This window comes from Streptomyces sp. NPDC048383 (assembly GCF_040651775.1).
In the GTDB taxonomy this organism is placed as follows: domain Bacteria; phylum Actinomycetota; class Actinomycetes; order Streptomycetales; family Streptomycetaceae; genus Streptomyces.
The window spans coordinates 109902-132644 of sequence record NZ_JBEZKS010000008.1; the positions used below are offsets into that span (position 1 = coordinate 109902).

General features: G+C 74.5%; 20 protein-coding genes. 12 read left to right on the forward strand and 8 right to left on the reverse strand.

Annotated features, from left to right (window positions below):
* Window positions 1–126 precede the first annotated feature (126 nt).
* The 3 genes from AB0D46_RS08545 (at window position 127) to AB0D46_RS08555 (ending at window position 4255) form a co-directional block, all read left to right on the forward strand.
* Entirely contained in the window at window positions 127–1653 is a 1527-nt protein-coding gene (locus tag AB0D46_RS08545) for an SDR family oxidoreductase (RefSeq protein WP_362876539.1), read from the forward strand.
* A 167-nt stretch (window positions 1654–1820) separates the two neighbouring features.
* A complete protein-coding gene (locus AB0D46_RS08550) occupies window positions 1821–3194 on the forward strand; it encodes a deoxyribodipyrimidine photo-lyase (protein WP_362876540.1) in 1374 nt (457 codons plus the stop codon).
* Window positions 3191–4255 carry a MerR family transcriptional regulator gene (locus AB0D46_RS08555; protein WP_362876541.1) on the forward strand — a complete coding sequence of 355 codons (1065 nt, stop codon included), beginning with the start codon at window positions 3191–3193 and terminating at the stop codon, window positions 4253–4255. Before AB0D46_RS08550 ends, AB0D46_RS08555 begins: the two co-directional genes overlap by 4 nt.
* On the opposite strand, the gene AB0D46_RS08560 is transcribed toward AB0D46_RS08555, so the two are convergent.
* Window positions 4179–4883: an RNA polymerase sigma factor gene (locus tag AB0D46_RS08560; protein WP_362876542.1), complete on the reverse strand. Its 705-nt coding sequence runs from the start codon at window positions 4881–4883 to the stop codon at window positions 4179–4181. The genes AB0D46_RS08555 and AB0D46_RS08560 overlap by 77 nt on opposite strands.
* A 197-nt stretch (window positions 4884–5080) precedes the next feature.
* Between AB0D46_RS08560 and AB0D46_RS08565 the strand changes: the two genes are divergently transcribed.
* Window positions 5081–5674: a histidine phosphatase family protein gene (locus AB0D46_RS08565; protein WP_362876543.1), complete on the forward strand. Its 594-nt coding sequence runs from the start codon at window positions 5081–5083 to the stop codon at window positions 5672–5674.
* A 48-nt stretch (window positions 5675–5722) separates the two neighbouring features.
* On the opposite strand, the gene AB0D46_RS08570 is transcribed toward AB0D46_RS08565, so the two are convergent.
* Window positions 5723–7183 carry a PLP-dependent aminotransferase family protein gene (locus AB0D46_RS08570; RefSeq protein WP_362876544.1) on the reverse strand — a complete coding sequence of 487 codons (1461 nt, stop codon included), beginning with the start codon at window positions 7181–7183 and terminating at the stop codon, window positions 5723–5725.
* 46 nt (window positions 7184–7229) lie between these two features.
* On the opposite strand from AB0D46_RS08570, the gene AB0D46_RS08575 reads away from it, so the two are divergent.
* The 4 genes from AB0D46_RS08575 (at window position 7230) to AB0D46_RS08590 (ending at window position 11318) form a co-directional block, all read left to right on the forward strand.
* Complete coding sequence (locus AB0D46_RS08575) at window positions 7230–7682, forward strand: carboxymuconolactone decarboxylase family protein (RefSeq protein ID WP_362876545.1); 453 nt, start codon at window positions 7230–7232, stop codon at window positions 7680–7682.
* Window positions 7683–7756: 74 nt separating this feature from the next.
* Window positions 7757–9286, forward strand: coding sequence for an APC family permease (locus tag AB0D46_RS08580; protein WP_362876546.1), 1530 nt, complete (start codon window positions 7757–7759; stop codon window positions 9284–9286).
* A 149-nt stretch (window positions 9287–9435) separates the two neighbouring features.
* Complete coding sequence (locus AB0D46_RS08585; protein ID WP_362876547.1) at window positions 9436–9858, forward strand: universal stress protein; 423 nt, start codon at window positions 9436–9438, stop codon at window positions 9856–9858.
* A complete protein-coding gene (locus AB0D46_RS08590) occupies window positions 9858–11318 on the forward strand; it encodes an MFS transporter (protein ID WP_362876548.1) in 1461 nt (486 codons plus the stop codon). Before AB0D46_RS08585 ends, AB0D46_RS08590 begins: the two co-directional genes overlap by 1 nt.
* On the opposite strand, the gene AB0D46_RS08595 is transcribed toward AB0D46_RS08590, so the two are convergent.
* Both AB0D46_RS08595 and AB0D46_RS08600 read right to left on the reverse strand, forming a co-directional pair.
* The gene (locus tag AB0D46_RS08595; RefSeq protein ID WP_362876549.1) at window positions 11272–12027 is read right to left on the reverse strand and encodes a hypothetical protein; all 756 of its coding nucleotides are present in this window, start codon (window positions 12025–12027) and stop codon (window positions 11272–11274) included. The genes AB0D46_RS08590 and AB0D46_RS08595 overlap by 47 nt on opposite strands.
* A 154-nt stretch (window positions 12028–12181) precedes the next feature.
* Window positions 12182–13822 carry an FAD-dependent monooxygenase gene (locus AB0D46_RS08600; RefSeq protein WP_362876550.1) on the reverse strand — a complete coding sequence of 547 codons (1641 nt, stop codon included), beginning with the start codon at window positions 13820–13822 and terminating at the stop codon, window positions 12182–12184.
* 326 nt (window positions 13823–14148) lie between these two features.
* Here AB0D46_RS08600 and AB0D46_RS08605 point away from each other — a divergent pair, with 326 nt between their 5' ends.
* Window positions 14149–15642: an FUSC family protein gene (locus AB0D46_RS08605; RefSeq protein ID WP_362876603.1), complete on the forward strand. Its 1494-nt coding sequence runs from the start codon at window positions 14149–14151 to the stop codon at window positions 15640–15642.
* A 184-nt stretch (window positions 15643–15826) separates the two neighbouring features.
* Here the strand turns inward: AB0D46_RS08605 and AB0D46_RS08610 are convergent, their stop codons facing one another.
* Entirely contained in the window at window positions 15827–16333 is a 507-nt protein-coding gene (locus AB0D46_RS08610; protein WP_362876551.1) for a hypothetical protein, read from the reverse strand.
* Between the two features lie 140 nt (window positions 16334–16473).
* Between AB0D46_RS08610 and AB0D46_RS08615 the strand changes: the two genes are divergently transcribed.
* The 3 genes from AB0D46_RS08615 to AB0D46_RS08625 all read left to right on the forward strand — a co-directional run bounded on the left by AB0D46_RS08615 (window position 16474) and on the right by AB0D46_RS08625 (window position 19794).
* Window positions 16474–17292 carry a hypothetical protein gene (locus AB0D46_RS08615; protein ID WP_362876552.1) on the forward strand — a complete coding sequence of 273 codons (819 nt, stop codon included), beginning with the start codon at window positions 16474–16476 and terminating at the stop codon, window positions 17290–17292.
* 243 nt (window positions 17293–17535) lie between these two features.
* Window positions 17536–18675 (forward strand): nitric oxide synthase oxygenase, encoded by a 1140-nt coding sequence (locus tag AB0D46_RS08620; protein ID WP_362876553.1) that lies wholly within the window; start codon window positions 17536–17538, stop codon window positions 18673–18675.
* A gap of 54 nt (window positions 18676–18729) precedes the next feature.
* Window positions 18730–19794 carry a lactonase family protein gene (locus tag AB0D46_RS08625; RefSeq protein ID WP_362876554.1) on the forward strand — a complete coding sequence of 355 codons (1065 nt, stop codon included), beginning with the start codon at window positions 18730–18732 and terminating at the stop codon, window positions 19792–19794.
* Window positions 19795–19883: 89 nt separating this feature from the next.
* Here the strand turns inward: AB0D46_RS08625 and AB0D46_RS08630 are convergent, their stop codons facing one another.
* The 3 genes from AB0D46_RS08630 to AB0D46_RS08640 all read right to left on the reverse strand — a co-directional run bounded on the left by AB0D46_RS08630 (window position 19884) and on the right by AB0D46_RS08640 (window position 22721).
* A complete protein-coding gene (locus AB0D46_RS08630) occupies window positions 19884–20813 on the reverse strand; it encodes a hypothetical protein (RefSeq protein ID WP_362876555.1) in 930 nt (309 codons plus the stop codon).
* 97 nt (window positions 20814–20910) lie between these two features.
* Window positions 20911–21597: a uracil-DNA glycosylase gene (locus AB0D46_RS08635; protein ID WP_362876556.1), complete on the reverse strand. Its 687-nt coding sequence runs from the start codon at window positions 21595–21597 to the stop codon at window positions 20911–20913.
* A gap of 35 nt (window positions 21598–21632) precedes the next feature.
* Complete coding sequence (locus tag AB0D46_RS08640; RefSeq protein WP_362876557.1) at window positions 21633–22721, reverse strand: exo-alpha-sialidase; 1089 nt, start codon at window positions 22719–22721, stop codon at window positions 21633–21635.
* Between the last annotated feature and the right edge of the window lie 22 nt (window positions 22722–22743).

Genomic DNA, 22743 nt, shown 5'->3' on the forward strand with positions numbered 1-22743 from the left:
CGGGCCGTACGCGCCCGAATCCCGTACGGAAGGCGCGGGCGCCGGGCGGCCGTGCGCCGCGGCACGACGGGCGCGGCGGCCCCGGACCGGCGACGATGAACCGGCCACGACGGAGGGAAGACGACCATGACCGGACCGCACTGCCTGGTCACCGGAGCCACCGGCTACATCGGCGGACGCCTGGTGCCCGAACTCCTCGACTCCGGACACCGCGTCCGCTGCCTGGCCCGCTCCCCGGAACGGCTGCGGGACCACCCCTGGGCCGGGCGCGCCGACATCGTGCGCGGAGACGTCACCGACGCCGCGTCGGTCGCCTCGGCGCTCCAGGGCATCGACGTCGCCTACTACCTCGTCCACGCCCTCGGCGCCGGCCGCGACTTCGAGGGCCGCGACCGGGAAGCCGCCCGGATCTTCGCCGAACAGGCCCGCGCCGCCGGGGTCCGCCGCATCGTCTACCTCGGCGGGCTCACCCCCACCGGCATCCCGGCCCGCGACCTCTCCCCGCACCTGCGCTCCCGCGCCGAGGTCGGCGAGATCCTCCTCGCCTCCGGGGTGCCCACCACCGTCCTGCGCGCCGCCGTGATCATCGGCTCCGGCTCGGCCTCCTTCGAGATGCTGCGCTACCTCACCGAACGACTGCCCGTCATGGTCACCCCCAGCTGGGTCGGCACCCGCGTGCAGCCCATCGCGGTGCGCGACGTCCTGCGCTACCTCGTCGGGAGCGCCTCGATGCCGCCCGAGGTCAGTCGCGCCTTCGACATCGGCGGTCCCGACGTGGTGACGTACGAGGAGATGATGCGCCGCTACGCCACCGTCGCCGAACTCCCCAAACGGCTCATCCTGCGCGTCCCGATGCTCACCCCGCGGCTCTCCAGCCACTGGATCGGCCTGGTCACCCCGGTACCGAGGGCGCTGGCCCGGCCGCTGGCCGAATCACTGCGCCACGAGGTGGTCTGCGACGAGCACGACATCGCCGAGTGGGTCCCCGACCCGCCCGGCACCCCCATCGGCTTCGACGAAGCCCTCGACCTGGCCCTGAAGAAGGTCCGGGAGGCCGACGTCACCACCCGCTGGTCCTCGGCGTCCCTGCCCGGCGCCCCCAGCGACCCGCTGCCCACCGACCCCGACTGGGCGGGCGGCAGTCTCTACAGCGACCGGCGCGAGATCGCCGTCGAGGCCTCGCCCACCGCCCTGTGGAAGGTGGTGGAGGGCATCGGCGGGGACAACGGCTGGTACTCCTTCCCGCCGGCCTGGGCCGTACGGGGCTGGCTGGACCGGCTCGTCGGCGGCGTCGGCATCCGGCGCGGCCGGCGCGACGCGGCCCGGCTGCGGGTCGGCGACTCCCTCGACTTCTGGCGGGTCGAGGAGATCGAACCGGGCCGCCTGCTGCGGCTGCGCGCGGAGATGCGGCTGCCGGGCCTGGCCTGGCTGGAGATGTACGCGGACCCGGCCCCCGATGAGGAGACCGACCGGCGGACCGACGCGGCGACCGGACCCGGCCGACGCACGCTCTACCGGCAACGGGCCCTGTTCCACCCGCACGGCCTCCTCGGACACATGTACTGGTGGAGCGTCTCCCCCTTCCACGCGATCGTCTTCGGCGGCATGGCCCGCAACATCGCCCGCGCCGCCGAACGCCTCGACCAGGACTGACCCGAGAGGACGGCGCCCGACCCGAGAAGCCGGCGCCCGACCCGCACGGCCGGGGACCGACCCGCGAAACCGGCATCGCGCCACCGGCCCGTGCATCCGGGAAACCCCCGGCCGCCGAAGCACCGCACGACAGACCTGCCCCCCAGCCCGACGCGGAGCCGAGACCCATGAACATCGCTGCGGTCCTCTACACCTCCGACCTGCGCCTGCACGACCATCCGCCGCTGCGGGCCGCCCTCTCCTCCTGCGACCGCGTCGTCCCCCTCTTCGTCCGCGACCGGGCCATCGAGGCCTCCGGCTTCCCCGCCCCCAACCGGCAGGCCTTCCTCGCCGACTGCCTCGCCGACCTCGACGCGGGACTGCGCGAACGCGGGGGCCGGCTGGTGATCCGCTCCGGGGACGTCGTGGCCGAAGTCTGCGCCCTCGTCCAGGAGGCCGACGTCGACGAGGTGCACATGGCGGCCGGGGTGAGCGCCTACGCCCACGCCCGCGAGGAACGGCTGCGCACCGCCCTCGAAGCCCAGGGCCGGCGGCTCTACGTCCACGACACCGTGATCACCGCCGTCGCGCCCGGCGCCGTCCTCCCGGCCGGCTCCGACCACTTCGCCGTCTTCACCCCGTACCTGCGCCGCTGGTCGGACCTCCCGCCGCGGGCCCCCGCCGCCGCCCCCCGCGCCGTGCCCGTCCCGCCGGACATCGGCTCCGAACCCCTTCCGGCCCGCGCCGACGTCGCCGGCACCTCCCCGGGCCTGGCCCGCGGCGGCGAACGCGAGGCCCGCAGGCTGCTCGCGCACTGGCTGCGCGCCGGCATCACCCGGTACGAGGACGTCCACGACGACCTCGCGGGCGACGCCACCTCCCGCCTCTCCCCGCACCTGCACTTCGGCACCCTGTCGGCCGTCGAGGCCGTCCACCGCTCCCGCGGCGCCGGTGGAGCCAGCGCCGAGGCCTTCGTACGGCAGCTGTGCTGGCGCGACTTCCACTACCAGGTCCTCGCCGCCCGCCCCACCGCCGCCGCCCGGGACTACCGGCCCCGGCACGACCGCTGGCGCACCGGAGCCGCCGCCGAGGAAGAGGTCCAGGCCTGGAAGGAGGGCCGCACCGGCTATCCCGTCGTCGACGCGGCCATGCGCCAACTGGCCCACGAGGGCTGGATGCACAACCGCGGCCGGCTGCTGGCCGCCAGCTTCCTCGCCAAGACCCTGTACGTGGACTGGCGCACCGGAGCCCGACACTTCCTGGAGCTGCTCGTCGACGGGGACCTCGCCAACAACCAGCTCAACTGGCAGTGGGTGGCCGGCACGGGCACCGACACCCGACCCAACCGGGTCCTCAACCCCGTCCGCCAAGGCCTGCGTTACGACCCCGAAGGCCGCTACGTCCACCGCTGGGTGCCCGAACTCGCCGGCCTCGCCGCACCCCGCGTCCACGAGCCGTGGCGACTGACCGGCGTCGAACGCGCCCGGTACGACTACCCGGACCCGGTGGTGGAGCTCGCCGACGGCCTCGACCGCTTCCGGCGCGGACGGGGCGGGGAATGAGCACGACGCCCCGCGCCGGCCCCGCGTCGTACCGTGAGCCGGTGGACCCCCTGTCGCCGCCCCCCGAGCCCCCGCAGGACCTCCCCGCCGCGGCCCTCAGCACCGGCGCCGTCGCCCGCCGCCTCGGGGTCTCCCCGACCACGCTCCGCTCGTGGGAGCGCCGGTACGCCATCGGTCCCGCCCGGCGGGAGGACGGCCGCCACCGCCGCTGGACCGCCGAGGACATCGCCCGCCTCGACCTGATGTGCCGCCTCACCGCGCGGGGCGTGCCCCCGTCCGAGGCGGCCCGGGCCGCGCTCGGCGAAGCCCCCGACGCCTCCGGCGGGACCCCGGCCAGGGCCGCCACGCCGGGCGGGCGCGGCGCCCTCCCCCTCGGGGAGGTGAGGCCGGAGGGTCGGGGGCTCGGGCGGGCCGCCGTACGGCTCGACGCGCCGGCCGTGGCCGAACAGCTCGACGCCGCCCTGGCCGAGCACGGCCTCGTCACCGCCTGGGAAGACATCATCGCCCCGACCCTGCACGCCGTCGGCCGCAAGTGGGCCTCGGCGGGGGAGCGTTACATCGAGGTCGAGCACCTGCTGTCCTGGCACGTCACCGCCGCGCTGCACCGGATCCGGCCCGCCCCCGGCCGACCGGGGGCCGCGCCGGTGCTGCTCGCGTGCACCCCCGACGAACTGCACAGCCTGCCCATCGAGGCGCTCGCCGCCGCCCTCGGCGAACGGGGCGTTCCGGTACGGATGTTCGGCGCGGCCCTGCCCGCCGAAGCGTTGCACGACGCGGTGCGGCGCACGGGCCCCCGCGCGGCCGTGCTCTGGGCGCAGTCCCGCGCCACCGCCGACCGGAGCCTGGCCCGCTCGGTGGCCGGCATCGAATGGGGGCTGCGCGGCGCGCGCGGCCGCTCGACGCTGCTCCTGGCGGGACCCGGCTGGGCCGGTACGCCGACTCCGCGCGGCGAGCGGCTGTTCGGCCTGCGGTCGGGCCTGGAGGTCATCTCGGCGCTGGCAGCGGGCCCGGATCCAGCGACCGGCGCAACAGGTGCAGCGCCCGCCGCATGTGGCTCTTGACGGTGCCCAGCGGAAGCCCCGTACGGGCGGCGATCTGGGTCTGGCTCAGGTCGGCGTAGAACGCCAGGCACAGCACGCGTCGCTGCGCCGAGGGCAGCCGGGCCAGCTCGCTCAGGATCAGCACCCGGTCCAGCACCTGCTCGGGCTCCGGCCGCCCGGGGGCGCCGGGGTACGGGGCCGGCTCGTGGGCGGCGCCCGCGGCGGCGGCCACGGCCCGGGCCCGCCGGGTCCGGGCCTCCAGCGCGTCGGCGATCTTGTGACGGGTGATGCCGGTGAGCCAGGCCCCGAGCCCGCCGGGCCCGGGGCGGTAGCCGCCCCGGCCGCGCCAGGCGGCGAGGAAGACCTGCTGGGTGACGTCCTCCGCCTCGCGCTCGTCGCCGAGCGAACGCCGCGCGAGGGAGTTCACCAGGGGCCGCCAGCGCCGGTAGACCTCCTCCATGGAACGTTCGTCGCCCGCGGCGAAACCGGCGGCTACGGCGATGGCGGCGTCGGCGTCCGTGACCTGGTCGGCGCGCCCGTCCGGCGTGCCCGTCGCTCCGGTCGGGGGCCGGGTCGCGAGGGTCCCCGTCGGCGCGTCGCTCCCGGAGCCGTTCCGCCGGCCGAGGTCCTTCGGGTCGTGGTCGTCCATGGCCCGAGCCTCGCCACATCGGCCCCCGCGGCCAACTTGCATCGTTTTCGCATCGAATCCCGCGCCGGCCCGCCGGGCGCACGATGACGGGAGGCCGAGCGGGGTCGGCCGGTCGCACACCCGTGTTCACGACTGCCGGGGGTGACACGCCGACCCCGGCGCGACCGGCACCGACCCGCGGCCGTAAGGTCCGGCACATGAGTGATCTGCTGCTGGTGAGGCACGGGGAGACGGCCTGGAGCGCCGACGGACGGCACACGGGGCTGACGGACGTACCGCTGACGGCGCGCGGGGTCGAGGAGGCCATCTCCCTGGCCCCGTTCTTCCTCGGCCGGACCCCTGCCCTGGTCCTGACCAGCCCGCTGAGCCGGGCCGTGGCCACCGCCCAACTCGCCGGACTGAGCGACGGCGTTCCCGAGCCGGACCTCCACGAGTGGGACTACGGCGGCTACGAGGGCATCACCACCGTCGAGATCCAACGGACCCGGCCCCACTGGTCGCTGTGGACCGACGGCGTCCCGGCGGGCGACGCCCACCACCCGGGGGAGAACGCCGCCCAGGTCGGCGCCCGCGCGGACCGGGTGCTGGCCCGGGCCGCCAAGGTGCTGCGCGAGGACCGGGGCAACGTCGTGCTGGTCGCCCACGGGCACTTCCTGCGCGTGCTGACCGCCCGCTACCTCGGGCTGCCCCCGACGGACGGCCGGCTCTTCCTGCTGCGCACGGGCACGGTCAGCACCCTGTCCACGGAACACGGCCTGCCGGTCGTGGCGGGCTGGAACACCCGGGCCTGACGCCCCGACGCCCTGACGCCCTGACGCCCCGACCCCGGCCGCCGCCGGTCAGGGTGCCCGCGTCGCCGCCGGTTCCGGCAGCGCCAGCAGCAGCGCGTCCAGGGCCGCGGGGAAGGCCTGCTCGGTCGGGGTCCCGTAGCCCAGCACCAGCCCGTCGCGCGGCGGCATGGCGCTGTCGGGATGCCGGTACGAACGCAACCCCTCCAGCGCCAGACCCTGCCGGCGGGCCGCGCGCAGGGTCGCCTCCTCGGTGTCCGGCGGCAGTTCCAGGACGGCGTGCAGCCCGGCGGCGATCCCGCCGACCCGCACGTGCGGGGCCTCGGCCGCGATCCGGGCCGCGAGCACGTCGCGGCGGCGCCGGTAGACCTGCCGCATCCGGCGCAGGTGGCGGTCGTAGGCGCCCGAGGCGATGAACTCGGCCAGGACGAGCTGGTCCGTCACCCCCGACCACATCTCGCGGGGCCCCTTGACGGCCAGCACCTCGTCCACCAGGTGTCCGGGCAGCACCATCCAGCCCAGCCGCAGCGCCGGGGACAGGCTCTTGCCGGCCGAGCCGACGTAGGCGACCCGCTCGGGGTCCAGGCCCTGCACGGCCCCGACGGGCCGACGGTCGTAGCGGAACTCCCCGTCGTAGTCGTCCTCGATGACGAGCCCGCCGACCGCCCGGGCCCAGTCCACCACCTCCGCCCGCCGGCCCGGGTGCAACGGGCCCCCGGTCGGGAACTGGTGGGCGGGGGTGAGCAGGACGGCCCGCGCGGCCGTCCCGGGAAGTTCGCCGACGCGGGCGCCGCCACCGTCCACGGTGAGCGGGAGCGTCGTCAGCCCCGCCCCCGCCAGTACGTCCCGGTGGAACGGCAACCCGTACGACTCGACGGCGACGGGCCCGCCCAGCACCCGACCCAGCAGCTCCAGCCCGTGCGCGAACCCCGAGCAGACGACGATCCGCTCGGGTGAGGTCCGTACGCCCCGCACCCGGGCGAGGTACTCGGCGAGCGTGCGGCGCAGTTCGGGCCGGCCGCGCGGGTCGCCGACCCCGAACGCGTCGTGCGGTGCGACGGCCAACGCCCGCCGGGTGGCGCCGAGCCAGGCCGTACGGGGGAACGCGGACGCGTCGGGGGAGGTGGGCAGCAGGTCGTGGACGGTGCGCCGGCGCGACGGCCGGGCCGGCCCGCCCGGCCCGGCCGGCCGCAGCGGGTGGGCCCGCCGGGCCACCCGGGTGCCGGAACCCTGGCGCGCGGCCAGCCAGCCCTCCTCGACGAGTTCGGCGTAGGCGCCGGCGACGGTGTTGCGGGCGATGCCGAGATCGGCGGCGAGGGCCCGGTACGGCGGCAGTCCGGTGTCGGGTGCGAGGCGACCCGAGCGGATCGCTTCGCGCAGGGCGTTCATGAGCCGCACCCGCACGCTGCCCGCGCCGGTCAGTTCGAGGTGCAGGTCGCTGCCGGTGCCCGGTCCGGTCGCGGCGGGCGCCTCGGCCGGGCCCTCCGGGTAATTGACCCAAGATCTCCGCATGGAAGTGAACCCTACCGGGGGTCGATTCCCCTTCTAGGTTCTTCACATGACCACTTTTCAGGTTCCTGAGCGCATGAACTTCACCGCCGTCGCCCCCAAGGTGTTCAAGGCCGTTCTGGCACTCGACACGGCCGCCCGCCGCGGGCTGGACCCGGTCCTGCTGGAACTCGTCCAGATCCGCGCCTCGCAGATCAACCGCTGCGCCTACTGCATCGACTACCACACCGTCGACGCCCGCAAGGGCGGCGAGTCCGAGGCGCGGATCCACGCGCTCGGCGCCTGGCACGAGTCGAGCCTGTTCACCGTCGCCGAGCGGGCCGCGCTCGCCCTGACCGAGGAGATCACCCTCCTGCCGGCGGGCGTCTCCGACGCCGTCTGGGACGAGGCCGCCCGCCACTTCGGCGAGGAACAGCTCGCCCAGCTGATCGCCCTGATCTGCACCGTGAACGTCTGGAACCGGATGAACGTCAGCACCCGCAAGACCCCCGGAACCGAGTAGTCCGCCGGCTCGCGCGCCCGCCCCCGGCCCCGGTCCGCCTCGCGCGCCGGGGCCGCGTGCCCGACCATGCGTGTATGGGTGATGGTGACGGCGGTGGACCGGGCGGGGCGATCCAGGACACGGGTCCCGACGAGAGGCTCAAGGCCAACGCGATCGGGTTCCTCGACGCACTCGTCATCGGCCTGAACTCCACCTCGCCCGCCTACTCGCTGGCCGCCGTCATCGGCCCGATCGTGGCGCTGGCCGGGATCTACGCGCCGGGCGTGATGCTGGCGTCCTTCGTCCCGATGCTGCTGATCGCCGCCGCCTTCTACTACCTCAACAAGGTCGACCAGGACTGCGGGACCACCTTCTCCTGGGTGACCCGTGCCATGGGCCCCTGGGCTGGCTGGCTGGGCGGTTGGGCCATCGCCATGACCGGTGTCCTCGTCATCGGCTCGCTCGCCGACGTGGCCGTCCACTTCGGCCTGCTCGCCGCCGGCCTCGACAACTGGGCGGCCAACGAGTTCATCCGCCAGTCCCTCGCCGTGCTGGTGATCCTGGCCATGACCGCCATCTGCGTGATCGGCACGGAGATGTCCGCCAAGCTGCAGAACGTGCTGATCCTCGCCCAGGTCTTCTTCCTCCTGGTCTTCGCGGTCGTCGCGCTCTACCGCGTCTACGCCGGCACCAGCACCCTCGACGGCACCCGACCCTCCCTCGCCTGGCTCAACCCCTTCGGCGCGGGCGGCGCAGCCCTGACCGGCGGCCTGCTGCTCGGCGTCTTCATCTACTGGGGCTGGGAGTCCGCCGTCAACCTCACGGAGGAGGTGGAGGACTCCGCGACCGCCCCCGGCAAGGCCGGCATCTGGTCGACCGTGGTGCTGCTGGTCACCTACCTGTCCGTCGGCTTCGCCGTCGTCGGCTACGCGGGCACCCGGTTCCTCGCCGAGAACGCCGGCGAGGAGGAGGCCGTCTTCGCCGTCCTCGCCCACGAGGTGCTCGGCGGCTGGGACTGGCTGGTGCTCCTCGCCGTCTGCACCTCCGCGCTCGCCTCCACCCAGACCACGATCATTCCCGCCTCCCGCACCGCGCTGTCCATGGCCCGCCGACACGCGCTGCCGCACCGGCTCGCCCACATCCACCACCGCTTCCGCACCCCGGACGTGAGCACCTGGTGGGTCGCCGGCATCGCCATCGGCTGGTACGTCGTCGTCAACCGGATCAGCGAGAACGCGCTCCTGGACTCGTTGACCGCGCTCTCCCTGCTCATCGCCTTCTACTACGCCCTCACCGGTCTGGCCTGCGCCATCTACTACCGCCGGCACCTGCTGGAGAACCTGCACAACTTCCTGCTCATCGGCCTCGGCCCGATCGTCGGCGCCGCACTGCTGGCCTGGCTGCTGGTGAAATCCATCGGCGACATGTCCAACCCGGAGAACTCCGCCGGCGGGGTGTCCTGGTTCGGACTCGGGCCGCCGCTGGTCATCGGGATCGCCATCGCCGTCGTCGGCGTGCTCGTCATGTGCTTCTGGCGGCTTCGGGACGGCACGTTCTGGCTGGAACGGCGCGGCGTCGCCGACCCGGCCCTCGTCCACGCGGGTAAACCGGACGCCCCGAAATAGCCCGCCGCCCCAGCACGCCAGAACCCAGCACGCCAAAGCCCAGCACGCCAAGATCCCGCAGGCGGCAACCCCGTCCGTCACCGCCCGTCCGTCACCGCCCCGTCCGTCACCGCCCCGGCCGCCCGCACGGAAAGCAGGAGGGATCCCCGATGTCCGTGGTCCTCGGATACGACGAGTCGCCCGGTGCGGAACGGGCCCTGCACGTGGCCCTGGAAGTCGCCACCGCCTTCGGCGAACCCCTGGTCCTGGTCTACGGGGCCAACGCCCCCGGCGCCACCGGCGAGGAGTACCGCGCCCACCGGGCAGCCGTCCGCCAGGCCGGCCGCAACGCGCTGGCCCGGGCCGTCACGGCCGCCGACGAGGCGGGCGTCCCCTCGACCGTGGAGATCGTCGACGACAGACCGGCCCAGGCCCTGCTCGCCGCGGCCGAACGCCACCGGGCTCGGGTCATCATCGTCGGGAGCTGGGGCGACAGCCCCATGCGCGGCGCCCTCCTCGGCTCCACCCCGCACAAACTCCTGCACCTCTCGCCGATCCCGGTGCTGTGCGTGCCGACGGAGGCCCTGCCCTGATGGCCGGCCGGTCGGCCGCCGCCGCGCGACGCGGCCTCTTCTCGCCCCGGGACCGCGCGGTGATCGCCGCGGCGTCCATCTCCATGCTGTTGGTGCAGATGGACTGGTTCGCCCTGAACCTCATGCTCCCCGCCATCGGCCGGGACTTCCACACCCCGTCCACCGACCTCCAGTGGCTGGTCAGCGGCTACATGCTCACCCTCGGCGCCCTGATGATCACCGGCGGGCGGGCCGCGGACCTGCTGGGCCGCCGCCGCGTCCTGGTCACGGGCCTGACGGGCTTCGCCGTCGTCTCCGTCGTGTGCGCCACCGCCCAGAACACCGCCTGGCTCACCGCCGCGCGCGCCGTCCAGGGCTGCACCGCCGCGCTCGTCCTGCCCGTGTCCGTCGCCGTGGTCACTGCCTACTTCCGCGACGACCGGCAGGGCCGCGCCGTCGGCACGGTGCTCGCCTTCAGCGCCGTCGGCACCGCCCTCGGCCCGTTCGTCGGCGGTGTCTTCGCCGAACACCTCAGCTGGCGCGCCGTGTTCCTGCTGAACGTGCCGTTCGCCGCGGCCGCCGCCCTGCTCCTGCTGCGGCACGTCCCCGAGACCCGCGACGAGGACGCCGGCCACGGGCTGGACGTCCCGGGCGTGCTCACCCTGGCCGGTGGCCTCAGCGCGGTCATGATCGGGGTCGACCAGGGCGGGAACTGGGGCTGGGCCGCCCCGCCGACCCTGGCCTTCCTCATCTCCGGAGCCGTCCTGCTGGCGGTGTTCGCCGTCATCGAGCGGCGGTCCCGCGAACCCCTGCTGGACCTGGCCCTCCTGCGCAACGGGCCCTTCGTCAGCGTGACCCTCGCCGGATCCCTGTCCAACATCGTGTACTGCCTGGTCGCCGTCTTCTCGGCGCTCTACCTGCAACAGGCGCGCGGACTCTCACCGCTCGACTCCGGGCTGATCTTCCTGGCCCTGTCCGTCGGGGTCGGCGCCGCCGGCTACTGGTCGGGACATCTCGCCCTGCGCGTGCGCCCCGAGACCCTGATGGCCGGCGGCATGCTGCTCAGCGGAGTCAGCCTGTTCGTACTGACCCAGGTCACCTCGCTCGTCGCCTACTCCGCCGTCTTCGCCGTCGTCGGGATCGGCGTGGGCCTCGGCTGGGCCCTGACGAACGTGGCCACCCAGTCCTACGTCGACGCCGGTCGGCTCGCCGCCGCGTCCGGGCTCGTCCTGACCTCGCTGGTGCTGCTCGGGGCCGTCGCCGTCGCCGTGGCCTCGACGGTGCTGGAGGCCCTCAGCGGCTCCGCGGCCCGCGCCGCCTCCGACGGCCCCGCCATCGAATCCGTCCTGCGCGCGGCCGCCCTGCTGTCGGTGCTGGGCGCCGCCGCCCTGGCCGTCGTCGTACGCCGCAACCCCCACGACCCCCGCGACCGGCCTAGCTCGGGGCGTTCCCCCGGGAGAACTTCTCCCACTGTGCTGTGACGATCTCCTGCGGCACCCCGCCGAAGTCCGTCGTGTCGACGATGTCCGAGGAGAAGGACAGTGTCACCGGGCCGGAGCGCACCACGGTCAGGTACTGGTGGAGGGAGGCGCCCTCGTCCTTCACGTCCCGCGTCACGATCCGGTAGGCCAGCGCCTCGTCGCCGATCGCGGGCGCCGCGACTGGCTCCACCCGCAGCACCTTCGCGTCGATCACCGCGCGTTCCTCCGTATAGCCGCCCGCGCACCGCTTCCCGGCCTCGGCGAGCGACTTCAGGGCCGCCCCGGCGGCGTTCGCGTCGCGGTAGGACCGCAACAGGACCGCCGTGTCGACGTCCAGGGGCTTGCCGGGCACGCCCACGGTCGCGTACGCCTGGGCCGTGTGGCCCGCCGTGGCGAGCGTGGTCAGCGGCAGGCACACCGCCGGCTCGGCCTCGTAGATCTCGCTGAACGGTTCATCGAGGAACGGTTCGTCGGCCTCGTACCGTCCCGCCTTCGCGCCCGCCGTCAGGACGAGGGCCTTCAGCGCGGCGGCGTCCGGCCCGGGCGGACCGACCGGCGCCGGAGTCGCGCTCGCCGTCGCCGTCGTGGCGGTGGGGGAGGGGCTCGCGGAGGCCCTGCCGTCGCTCCCCGCCGCCGCGGAGCCGCCCCCGCAACCGGCCGTGGCCGCCAGCAGCGCGGCGCCCGCCGCCACCGCCCGTACCCTTCGCATGCCGCCTCTTCCGCCGTTCCCCGCTCCGCGCATGCCGCTGCCGCCCCCGTGATCGTCGTGTGTGGCCCCGATTGTGCAGCACGGTCCCGGCCGGGCCGTCGGCGGTACCGGGTACGGCCGCTCCGGCCGGGGTCGTGGTCCGTCCGTGCTCCGGTCAGTCCCGGTAGATCGCGGCCAGGTAGGCGGCCACCGCCCCGGCCGTCGGAGGCTGGATCCGTGCCCCGAGGTAGCCGTCGGGGCGCACCACGAACGCCGTCGGCTTCCCGACCCCGTAGAGCCGGCCGAACTCGCCCCGCCCGTCCCGGTACACCGGCAGGGCGGCGGCCCCGGCGGGCGCGGTCCCGCCCTCGGAGAGGACCGCGTACGCCGCAAGCCGTCCCTCGGGCAGACCGCCGATCAACTCGGCGAGCTCGGGGACGTAGGGAGCCCGCGCGTCGTCGGCGAACAGCAGGAGCACGTGCTCGCGCTCCCGCAGCAGGTCGAACAACCGCAGGGGTTGGGTGGCGATCTCGCCGAGCAGCCCGCCGCAGTCGGGCGCCCGGTCGCCGGCCGCGAGCCCGTCGCCGTCCGCGGGGGGCTCCGCCGCGAGCGGGCCGCCGCGGTAGCCGACGAGGAGCTGGGCCTCCCGCATCATCAGCGTCGAGGGGGCCTCCGGGTCGGCCTGGACGCCCTCGGCGGCGTGCCGGACGGTGCGCCCGACCACCTCCTCGCCCACCGGTCGGCGCTCGGCGTCGTAGGTGTCCGTCAGCCCGGGCCGGGCCCGGCCCGCGACGGTCGGGGCGAGTTTCCACGCCAGGTTCCAGGCGTCCTGGATGCCGGTGTTCATGCCCTGCGCCCCGGTCGGCGGATGGATGTGGGCGGCGTCCCCGGCGACGAAGACCCGTCCGTCGCCGTAGCGGTCCACGATGCGGTGGCTGATCCGGAACACCGAGGACCAGCGCATGTGCGTGGCGGTCACCGGCCGCGGCGACAGCCGGTCCAGGACCGCCTGGATGTGGTGGAGTTCGGGAGCGCGCCCGCCCCCCAGCCCGTGCACCACCCCGTCCCCACCCGCGTCGCCGCCCTGCCGCACGGCCCCGGCGGCGAGCTCGGGCGGTACGACCATGGACATGCGGTAGCGGCCCGGTCCGGGCAGCGGGATGCACACGAGTACGTCGTCCACCCGGCCCGCGGCGTCCCGGTGCATCGACCGCACCCCGTACCCGTACGGCAGGTCCCAGCCGACCTCGACGTCGGCCAGCATGTACTCCTCAGGGAAGGCCCCGCCCTCGAAGGCCAACCCCAACCCCTTGCGGACGGTGCTGTGCGCCCCGTCGCAGCCCACCAGGTACCGGACGCGCAGCTCCTCCTCGCCGTCCGGGCCGGTCAGCCGGGTCGTCACCCCCTCGGCGTCCTGGGTGAAGGACACCAGCTCGGTGCTCCGTTCGATCCCGGTCCCGAAGCGGGCCAGGTGTTCCTCCAGGATCCGCTCGGTCTCGTACTGCGGGAGCGCCGCGAAGCCGTAGGGCACCTCGGGCGGCAGGAACAGGTCGATCCGCTCCTGCTCCTCGCCGTCGACCCAGATCAGCTGCCCCCGCATCGGGACGGCCGCGTCGAGCACGTCGCGCACCAGCCCCATCCGGTCCCAGACCTCCAGGGTGCGGGGCTGGATGCCCACGGCCTTCGCGTACGGCAGGCGCGTCGACAGCCGGTCCACGATCCGGCAGGCCACCCCCCGCCGGCGCAGTTCCGCCGCGGCGGTCAGTCCCACCGGTCCCGCGCCGACGACCAGTACGTCCGTCCCGTGAGGGTTCATCCCTCCATGATCTGCGGAGGGCCGCCCACCGGCCACCGCAGGGAGGAACGGTTCGGCGGGGGTCCGATGGCCCGCCCCCGGCCGAGAACCACCGCTCCGGAGGGGGCCAATGGCCCATCGATCACGGCCCCACTTGAGCCATTGCCCCTCCGGATGGTTATCTGTGGCGTATCCATGTACTTACGGCGCCACGCAGCGCCGGACGGCAACGAGGCCGGTCCGGACCGTGGCGCCTTCGCCGTGCCTGCACGCCGCCCACCACCCCCGGGCGGCAGGCGGGTCGGCGTGCTTCATCGCGAGGGGGGCGGCACACCGCCGTGAAGAGGATGTTCGTGGCTCCGGATCCGGGGCGTACCAGACTCAGGAACTCGACCCGGGCGGTCGTCGGCGTCGCACTCGCCGTCACCGTGGCCGAACTCGCCGGCCTCTCCCTGACCGCCTCCATCACGGGCGGACTCGCGGCCCTGCTCGCCCTGTTCACCGTCCTCGACGCGAACGTGCGGGCCCAGCGCGTGACCACCGCCCTGCTGCCGGTGGCCGGCTTTCCGGTGCTGGCGCTGGCCACCACCCTGCACGGCGTACCGACCGCTCGCGACGCCGCCTTCCTGGCCGTCGTCTTCACCGGGGTGTACGCCCGCCGCTGGGGGCCGCGCGGCCACGCCCTCGGCATCTTCGGCTTCATGATGTTCTTCGTCACCCAGTTCCTGCACGCCGTTCCCGCGCAACTGCCCGAACTCTTCGCCGCCGTCACGCTGGCGCTGCTCGCCGCGGGCGCCGTACGGTTCCTGCTGTGGCCCATCGAGCGCCGCACCCCGCCCGCCGCCGCCCCGCCCGGACTGCCGGGCACCGGCCTGGCCCGCCCGACCACCCGACAGGCCTTCCAGGCCACCGCCGCGTGTGCCTTCGCCCTCGCCATCGGCCAGGTGCTGTCCGAGGACCGCTGGTACTGGGCCGTCGGCACCGCCTGGTGGATCTTCGTCAACACCGCCTCGCGCGGCGAGACCCTCGTCCGCGGCTTCCGCCGCGTCCTCGGCACCGTGCTCGGCATCGCCGCCGGTCTGCTCATCGCCGTACCGCTGCACGGGGCGCCCGCGCCGACCGCGGCCCTCGTCGCCGTCTGCGTCTTCGGCATCTTCTACACGGCGGCGCCCTCGTACTCCTGGATGATGTTCTTCGTCACCGTCATGGCCGGACTCCTCTACGGCCTGCTCGGCGTACTGCACCCCGGGCTGCTCCTGCTGCGCTTCGAGGAGACCGCCGTCGGCGCCCTCGGCGCGGCCCTGGCCGTCGTCCTGATCCTCCCGGTGACCACCCACGGCGCCAACGACGCCTGGATCCAGCGCGCCCTGCACTGCGTACGGGCCGCCACCGCCGCCGCCCTGGACCGCCTCGCCGGGGACCCGGCCGCCGACCCCGCCCCGCACGCCGCCGAACTGGAACTGCTGCTCGCCCGCGTACGGATGGCCCTCGCGCCCCTCGTGCACCCGCTGAGCCCGCTGCGCGCCCGCAAGGCCCGCGCCCGACAGGTCCTCGCCCTCCTCGACGACTGCGCCCGCGAGGTGCGCGGCCTGGTCGTGGTGGCCGCCGACCCGCAGGCCTCGCACGACGCCCGGCTGGCCACCGCCTGCTGGCGGGTCGAGGCGGCCGTCGAGGCGCTCACCGCCCCGCAGGGCGCCACGGGCCCCGCGACCCCGGCCGAGCCGGCTCGGCCCGCCGCCGCCGAACCGGCCCTGGCCCACCTGCACGGACTGGAGCAGGCCCTGACGGCCCTGGCCACTCCGCTGCGCACCGACCCGCGGGCCCCGCTCGTCACCGCCTAGTGCTGTGACCGGAAAGGTCCACCGGGTCGCGGCGCCCGGCACGGCACCTCGCCGCGTTGTCGGACCGCGGAAGTACGTCCGGTACGAACCGCGGTCCTCCGCCTTGCGATGCACCGCACCGAACACCGCGACCCGGCAAACCTTGCCGGTCACAGCACTAGTGCTGTGACCGGCGCCGCCCGCCTCAGGGGCGGGGGGAGGGGGACGCCGGGCCGGACGGCTCCGTACCCGGCGGCTTCTTCGAGGTGCCCCCGTCGCACTGGAGGCTGACGGCGACCGACGTCGTGGGCTCGCCCTCCACCGGGGCGACCCACCCGGTGTGCGCGGTCCAGTTCGCCTTGCGCAGGCTCTGCCCGCCGGTGATGGCGGGCGGGACGGTCCGCCAGCCCCGGGGGCCCGCCTTCGCGAACGCGTCCCGCACGGCGGCGTCGGCGGTGGCCGATTCGTGCTCGGCGCTCAGGTACTCGTGACACCCGATCGCGATGTACTCCTGCGGCATCCGTCGCACCTGGATCCCCGCCTCGGCCAGGGCGGCCGTCAGGTCGGCGACGGCCGTCTCCGCCGAGATCGGCGGGCCGGAGTAGCGTTCCTCGATCGGGCCGAGGTCCGCCAGGGGTTTCACGCACCCGCTCACCGTCGTCGCCGTCACCACGGTCACCATCACGGCGATCGCCGCCGGTCCCACCCGCATCCGCCACTTCCTCCCCGAGTACCGCCGAAGTCTCGCACGACAAGATCACGACGGCGATGCCCGGGGACCCCGCCGTCTCGCGCGCCCGCGGGGCCGGGTTCAGGCTGGTAGGGGGCCGCGATACGGATGGAGGACGGCCGGTGGACACGGGAACGAGCGAACCGGGCCGGGCCGCGGCCGGCGGACTCCTGGACAACCCGCTGATCGGGATGTCCCCCTGGATCGTCTTCTCGCTCCTGGTGGGCCCGGGCCGGTTCGAGATCGCCGTGACGATCTCCCTGTGCGTCGCCCTCGCGCTGGTGATCGGCGGCCGCGTCGTGCGCCGGGGCAGTTCCTGGAAGCTCCTCGAACTCGCCGACGTGGTCTTCTTCGGGGCCCTCGCGCTGATCGGCCTGATGGCGAGCGACGGCACCCGCCGCTGGCTGGAGACGTACGCCGGCGAGGTGTCCAATATCGCCCTCGTCGTCGTCGCCTTCGGCTCGATGGCCGTGCAAATGCCCTTCACCCTCCAGTACGCCCGCGAACAGGTCGACCCGGCGCACTGGAACGCCCCGGAGTTCCTGCGCGCCAACTACGTGATCACCGGGGTGTGGGGCCTCGCCTTCCTGGTGTCCGCCCTCGCCGGCGCCTACGGCGACCTGGTGCTGCGCAACCCGAACAACCTCTGGACGGGCTGGATCATCCAGATCGCCGCCATCGTCGCGGCGGTCCGCTTCACCCTCTGGTACCCGAACGTGGTGCGCGCCCGCGCCCGGGGCCGCGAGCGCGGCCCGCTGTCCCCGGCCGCCCTGTTCGTGCCGGTCGCGGGGGTCCTCGTACCGGCGGGCATCGCCGTGCTGATCTTCGACGGGGACCTGTGGTGGCTGGGCGTGGGCCTGATCGTGGTCGGTGGCGCCCTCACGCGGGCCCTGCACCGGAGGGCCTCCGGGACGCCCGCCGACGACGTACCGGCGGCCTGAGGCGCCGTCGTGCGCGCGGCGTCCGCGTGCGCGCCGTGGTCCACAACTCCCGGATTCGGGCGGGATGATACGCCCGTACGGCCCGCCTCCGCAGGCACATGCTCGAAGCTCACTCGGAGGAGTGTTCCGGGCGTCCCCGGGGCACTTCGCTGACCTGCGGCCTGTACAAACGGTGAGTGGTGTTCGCGCGCTCGTCCGGCACGTACGGGATGCATTCGGTCGTACAGGGGGTAACCAGCCGGAATGGAAATACTGCGGCAGGGGTCGAGCACCGCTCAGGTGTGGGAGGAAGCCGAGGAGTTCATCCGGCTCTTCCACCGGGAGGATCCGGAGGCCGGTGACCCGCGCGTCCGGCTCGCGGCGGTACGGGCCGAGCTGGCGGAGACCGGGACCTACCGGCACACCCCGCAGGAGCTGGTCCACGGGGCGCGGGTGGCCTGGCGCAACAGCAACCGCTGCATAGGCAGGCTCTACTGGAACTCCCTGCGGGTGCGCGACCGGCGGGGGTTGACGGAGTCCAAGGACATAGCGGACGAGTGCTTCGAGCACCTGCGGGAGGCGACCAACCGCGGCCGGGTCCGGCCCACCATCACGGTCTTCGCCCCGGACGCCCCCGACCGGCCCGGCCCGGTGATCTGGAGCGAGCAACTGGTGCGGTACGCCGGATACGGCGACCACCCGTCCGTCACGGTCGGCGACGCCCGCAACGCCCCCCTCACCGAAGTCCTGTTGGGGCTCGGCTGGCCCGGCGGCCCGGGCACCCCGTTCGACCTGCTGCCCCTGGTGGTCCAGGGCGTCGACGACAAGCCCCGCTGGTACGACACCCCCGCCGACGCCGTGCTGGAGGTGCCGATCCGCCACCCCGACGGGCGCGACGACTGGTCCGACTGGGCCCTGCGCTGGCACGCCGTACCGGCCATCTCCAACATGTGCCTGGAGATCGGCGGCATCCACTACCCGGCGGCCCCCTTCAACGGCTGGTACATGGGCACCGAGATCGGCGCCCGCAACCTCGCCGACACCGACCGGTACAACCTGCTCCCGGCAGTCGCCCGCCGACTCGGTCTGGACACCTCCACCGACCGCTCGCTCTGGAAGGACCGGGCGCTGGTGGAACTCAACCGCGCGGTACTGGACTCCTTCGACCGCGCCGGGGTCACGATCGCCGACCACCACACCGAATCCCGCCGGTTCCTCTCCCACCTGGAGCGGGAGGAGCGCAAGGGGCGGCCCGTGGGCGCCGACTGGTCCTGGATCGTCCCGCCGATCTCCGGCTCCGCCACCCCCGTCTTCCACCGCACGTTCGAGGATCGACCCAGCACCACGGCCTACGTCCACCATCGCGGCGCCCAGGACCGGGCCAGGGGACGGGACTTGGTCTAGACCTTCTGTTACCGTCGGCTCGGAACGGATCCGGAGCGGCGGAGAGGGGCACCAGTGAACGGCGCGGACAGTACGGACCACGGCGACGGGCACCGGGCCTACATCGGCTCGTTCACCTCGGGGGGCGGCCGCGGCATCACCGTCGCGGCCGTGGATCCGTCGACCGGAGCGCTGACCCCGCTCTCGGTCACCCGGTCCCTCCCGGACCCCTCGTACCTGACGGTCTCGCGGTCCACCGGCGTCGTCTACGCGGTGAGCGAGACCGAGCAGGGCGCGGCGGGCGCCTTCCGGCCCACCGCTGAGGGACTCGTCCCGGCGGGGCCCGCGGTCCGCGTGGGCGGCTCCGGCCCCACCCACCTCGGCCTCGCCGGGGGTCGGTTGCTCACCGCCAACTACGCCTCGGGAAGCGTCAGCAGCCTGTCGGTGGCCGCCGACGGCAGCCTCTCCGGACCGGCCTCGGTCCTCACCCACCGCACCACGGGGCCCGACGGGAGCCGGCGGGAGGCGCACGCGCACCAGGTCCTGCCCGACCCGTCCGGACGCTGGGTGCTCAGCGTGGACCTCGGCACCGACTCGGTGCGCATCTGCGCGCTCGACGCGGCCACCGGCGCGCTCCGCGTGCACTCCGAGACCGTGCTGCGCGCCGGGAGCGGGCCGCGGCACCTCGTCCCGCACCCGACCGAGCCGGTGGTCTACGTCCTGCACGAGCTGGAGCCACAGCTGACCATCTGCCGATGGAACCCCGCGTCCGGGCGGCTGGAACCGGTCTCCGAGGTTCCGGTGGCCTCCAGGGGCGCCTCAGGGGCCGTGCGGCCCTACCCGTCGGCGGTCGTCGCCTCCCCGGACGGACGTTTCCTGTGGGCGGCGGTGCGGGGCGCCGACGTCATCGTCACGTTCTCGCTGGCCGACGGCCCCGAGAAGCCGCAGCTCACGGGTACCGTCGGATGCGGCGGCCACTGGCCGCGCGACCTGGCCGCGGACCCCTCGGGACGTCGCCTGTACGCGGCCAACGAGCGGTCCGGGGACGTCACCTGGTTCGACGTGGACCCGCTGACCGGCCGGCCCCGCCGGGCCGGCTCCCTCCCGGTCCCGGCTGCCACCTGCGTGGCCTTCGACTGACGCCGGGGCCGCTCCGGAAAGACTCCGGGGCACGCGCGAGGGCCCGCCCCGGAGCCTTCCCGGAGACGGGCCCTTCGTGTGTGCGGCGCCTACTGGGAAACGGCGCCCAGGCTGATCCCGAGCGCGGCGCTGTACTGGGCGACGGCGAGCTTGCCGAGGGCCGGGTAGGCGCCGAGCACCTCGGCGGTCGCGCAGTCGGCCTCCTTGCAGGCCGAGTCGAGCAGGCCCTCGGCGGCCTCGGGGCCGATCAGGTACGGGGCCAGCGCGAGCTGCGCCGAACCGGAGCCGCGCAGCTCGGCAGCGACGGCCCCCACCGAACCCTCCTGGTCCAGGGCCGCGGCCATGACGGGCACCGCGAGTCGGGCGGCCAGCAGCATTCCGGTGATCCCGGCGGCCTGGACGGCCTCCTCGCCGCCGGTGGTGGCCAGGATGATGCCGTCCGCGGCGGTGGCCACGGTGAACAGTCGCGCCCGGTCGGCGCGGGCGAGGCCGGCCTCCGAGAGGCGCACGTGCAGGGCTTCGGCGAGCAGCGGGTGCGGACCGAGTACGTCGGCCAGCTCGGCGGCGGCCGAGGAGTCCATCAGCGCCTGGCGCACCCGGCGCAGCAGACCGCCGTCGGGACCGGCCAACAGGGGCACGACCACGGCGTCCGGGCCGGTCGGCGCGGGCACGTCGTGACCTGCGGCGCGGGCGAACTCGGCGCGCGCGGCACGCTCGTTCGCGACGGCGGTCAGCACACCGGACAGCGAGGGGAACTCCACACGGGCGGCGTCCTCGCCGTCGATGCCCTCCAGGTAGCCGATCCGGGCGTCCAGACCGGGCAGCTCGGAGCGGCCGATGCTGATGATCTCTTCCGCGAGGCCCCGCGAGGCGGCCGAGGGGGCACCGGGCACGGCGAGCACCAGCGCGGGCGCGCCCTCGGGCGCCACCGCGGGCTCGGGCCGGCGGTGCCGTCCGGTCTGGCGGGGTCGCGGCATTCGTACGGGCAGGCCATTTGCGGGCCCAGTGGGGGAGCTCATGGCGCCGCATGCTACTGGTTTATCGGAACGGGGTGTTCGGGCAGGGGCCGGGCGGGCGGCATCTGTCCGTATTTATCCGTTGAATGTCATATAAGGTTCAACTGACTGTGGGCAAGCGCCAGTCGACGGACTGTGCCCCCTGACGAACCAGCAGGTCATTGGTCCTGCTGAAGGGCCGCGAGCCGAAGAACCCGTTGGTCGCGGACATGGGGGAGGGGTGGACGGATTCCACGGCCGGCAGTTCGCCCAGCAGTGGCCGCAGGTTGCGGGCGTCGCGCCCCCACAGCACCGACACCAGGGGCTTGCCGCGCGCGGCGAGGGCCCGGATCGCCTGTTCGGTGACCGCCTCCCAGCCCTTGCCGCGGTGTCCGCCGGTCTTGCGCGGGGCCGTGGTGAGGGCGCGGTTCAGGAGCAGCACGCCCTGCCGGGTCCACGGCGTCAGGTCGCCGTTGGCCGGGCGGGGCACGCCGAGGTCCGTGTGTAGTTCCCGGAAGATGTTGTCCAGGCTGGGCGGAACCGGCTGGACGTCGGGCGCCACCGAGAAGGACAGACCCATCGCGTGCCCCGGGGTGGGGTACGGGTCCTGGCCGACGATGAGCACCCGCACCTCGTCGAAGGGCTGCTGGAACGCGCGCAGCACGTTCGCCCCGGAGGGCAGGTAGGTTCTGCCCGCCGCGATCTCGGCGCGCAGGAAGTCGCCCATCGCGGCGACCTGCGCCGCCACCGGCTCCAGAGCCCGGGCCCAGCCCGGCTCGACGATCTCGTTCAAGGGTCTCGCTGCCACGGTCGATCACTCTAGTGGCTCAACGCGACTCCGCCTCAACCGAGCGCGGCGGCCCGCACGCACAGCACGTCCGGCAGGTGTTGGGCGAGCAACTGCCAGCTGTCGCCGTCGTCGTGGCCGGCGTACAGCTCGCCGTTGCGGTTGCCGAAGTAGATGCCCGCCGGGTCGGCGTCGTCCGTGCACAGCGCGTCGCGCAGCACCGTGCCGTAGTGGTCGCCGGTCGGCAGGCCCTTGGAGAGCGGCTCCCACGTGGCGCCCGCGTCCCGGGTGCGGAAGACCCGGCAGCGGTGCTCGGCCGGGACCCGGTCGGAGTCGGCGTTCAACGGGAAGACGTAGGCGGTGTCCGGGTGGTGCGGGTGCGCGGCCACGGCGAAGCCGAAGTCGGAGGGCAGCCCGGCGCCGATGTCGGTCCACCGCGTGCCCGCGTCGTCGCTGCGGTACACGCCCCAGTGGTTCTGGAGGTACAACCGGTCCGTGTTCCCGGCGTCCTGGGCGATCTTGTGGACGCACTGGCCGAACTCGGGATCGGGGTCGGGCAGGAACACCGCGGAGACCCCCTGGTTGGACGGGAACCAGCTCGCCCCGCCGTCGAGGGTGCGGAACACCCCGGCGGTGGACACGGCGACGGTCACCGCCTGGGGATCAGCGGGGTCGGTGATCACGGTGTGCAGCCCCTCGCCGCCGCCCCCCGGCTCCCAGGCCGAACGGCTGGGGTGCTCCCACAGGGGCCGCACCAGCTCGAAGGACTCGCCGCGGTCGGCGGAACGGAACAGGGCGGCCGGTTCGGTCCCCGCGTAGACCACGTCCGGGGCCTCCGGACCGGCCGGGTGCAGTTGCCACACGCGCTCCAGGGAGGCGCCCGTGTCCTGCGGGAACTTCACGGCGGGGGCGGCGGGTTCGCGCCAGGTCGCCCCGAGGTCGTCGGAACTGAAGACGGACGGACCCCAGTGGGAGCTGTCGCCGCCGACCAGCAGCCGAGGGGTGGGACCCCGGCGGTCGATGGCGACGGCGGACACGGCCTGGGCGTTGAAATGGGGCCCGTCGAACTCCCAGGCCCCGGCGCCCGCGCGCCGTCCGATGAAGAGCCCCTTGCGGGTACCCGCGAGCAGTAGCACGTCGGTCATGGCCGACACCTCCGGACGTCCT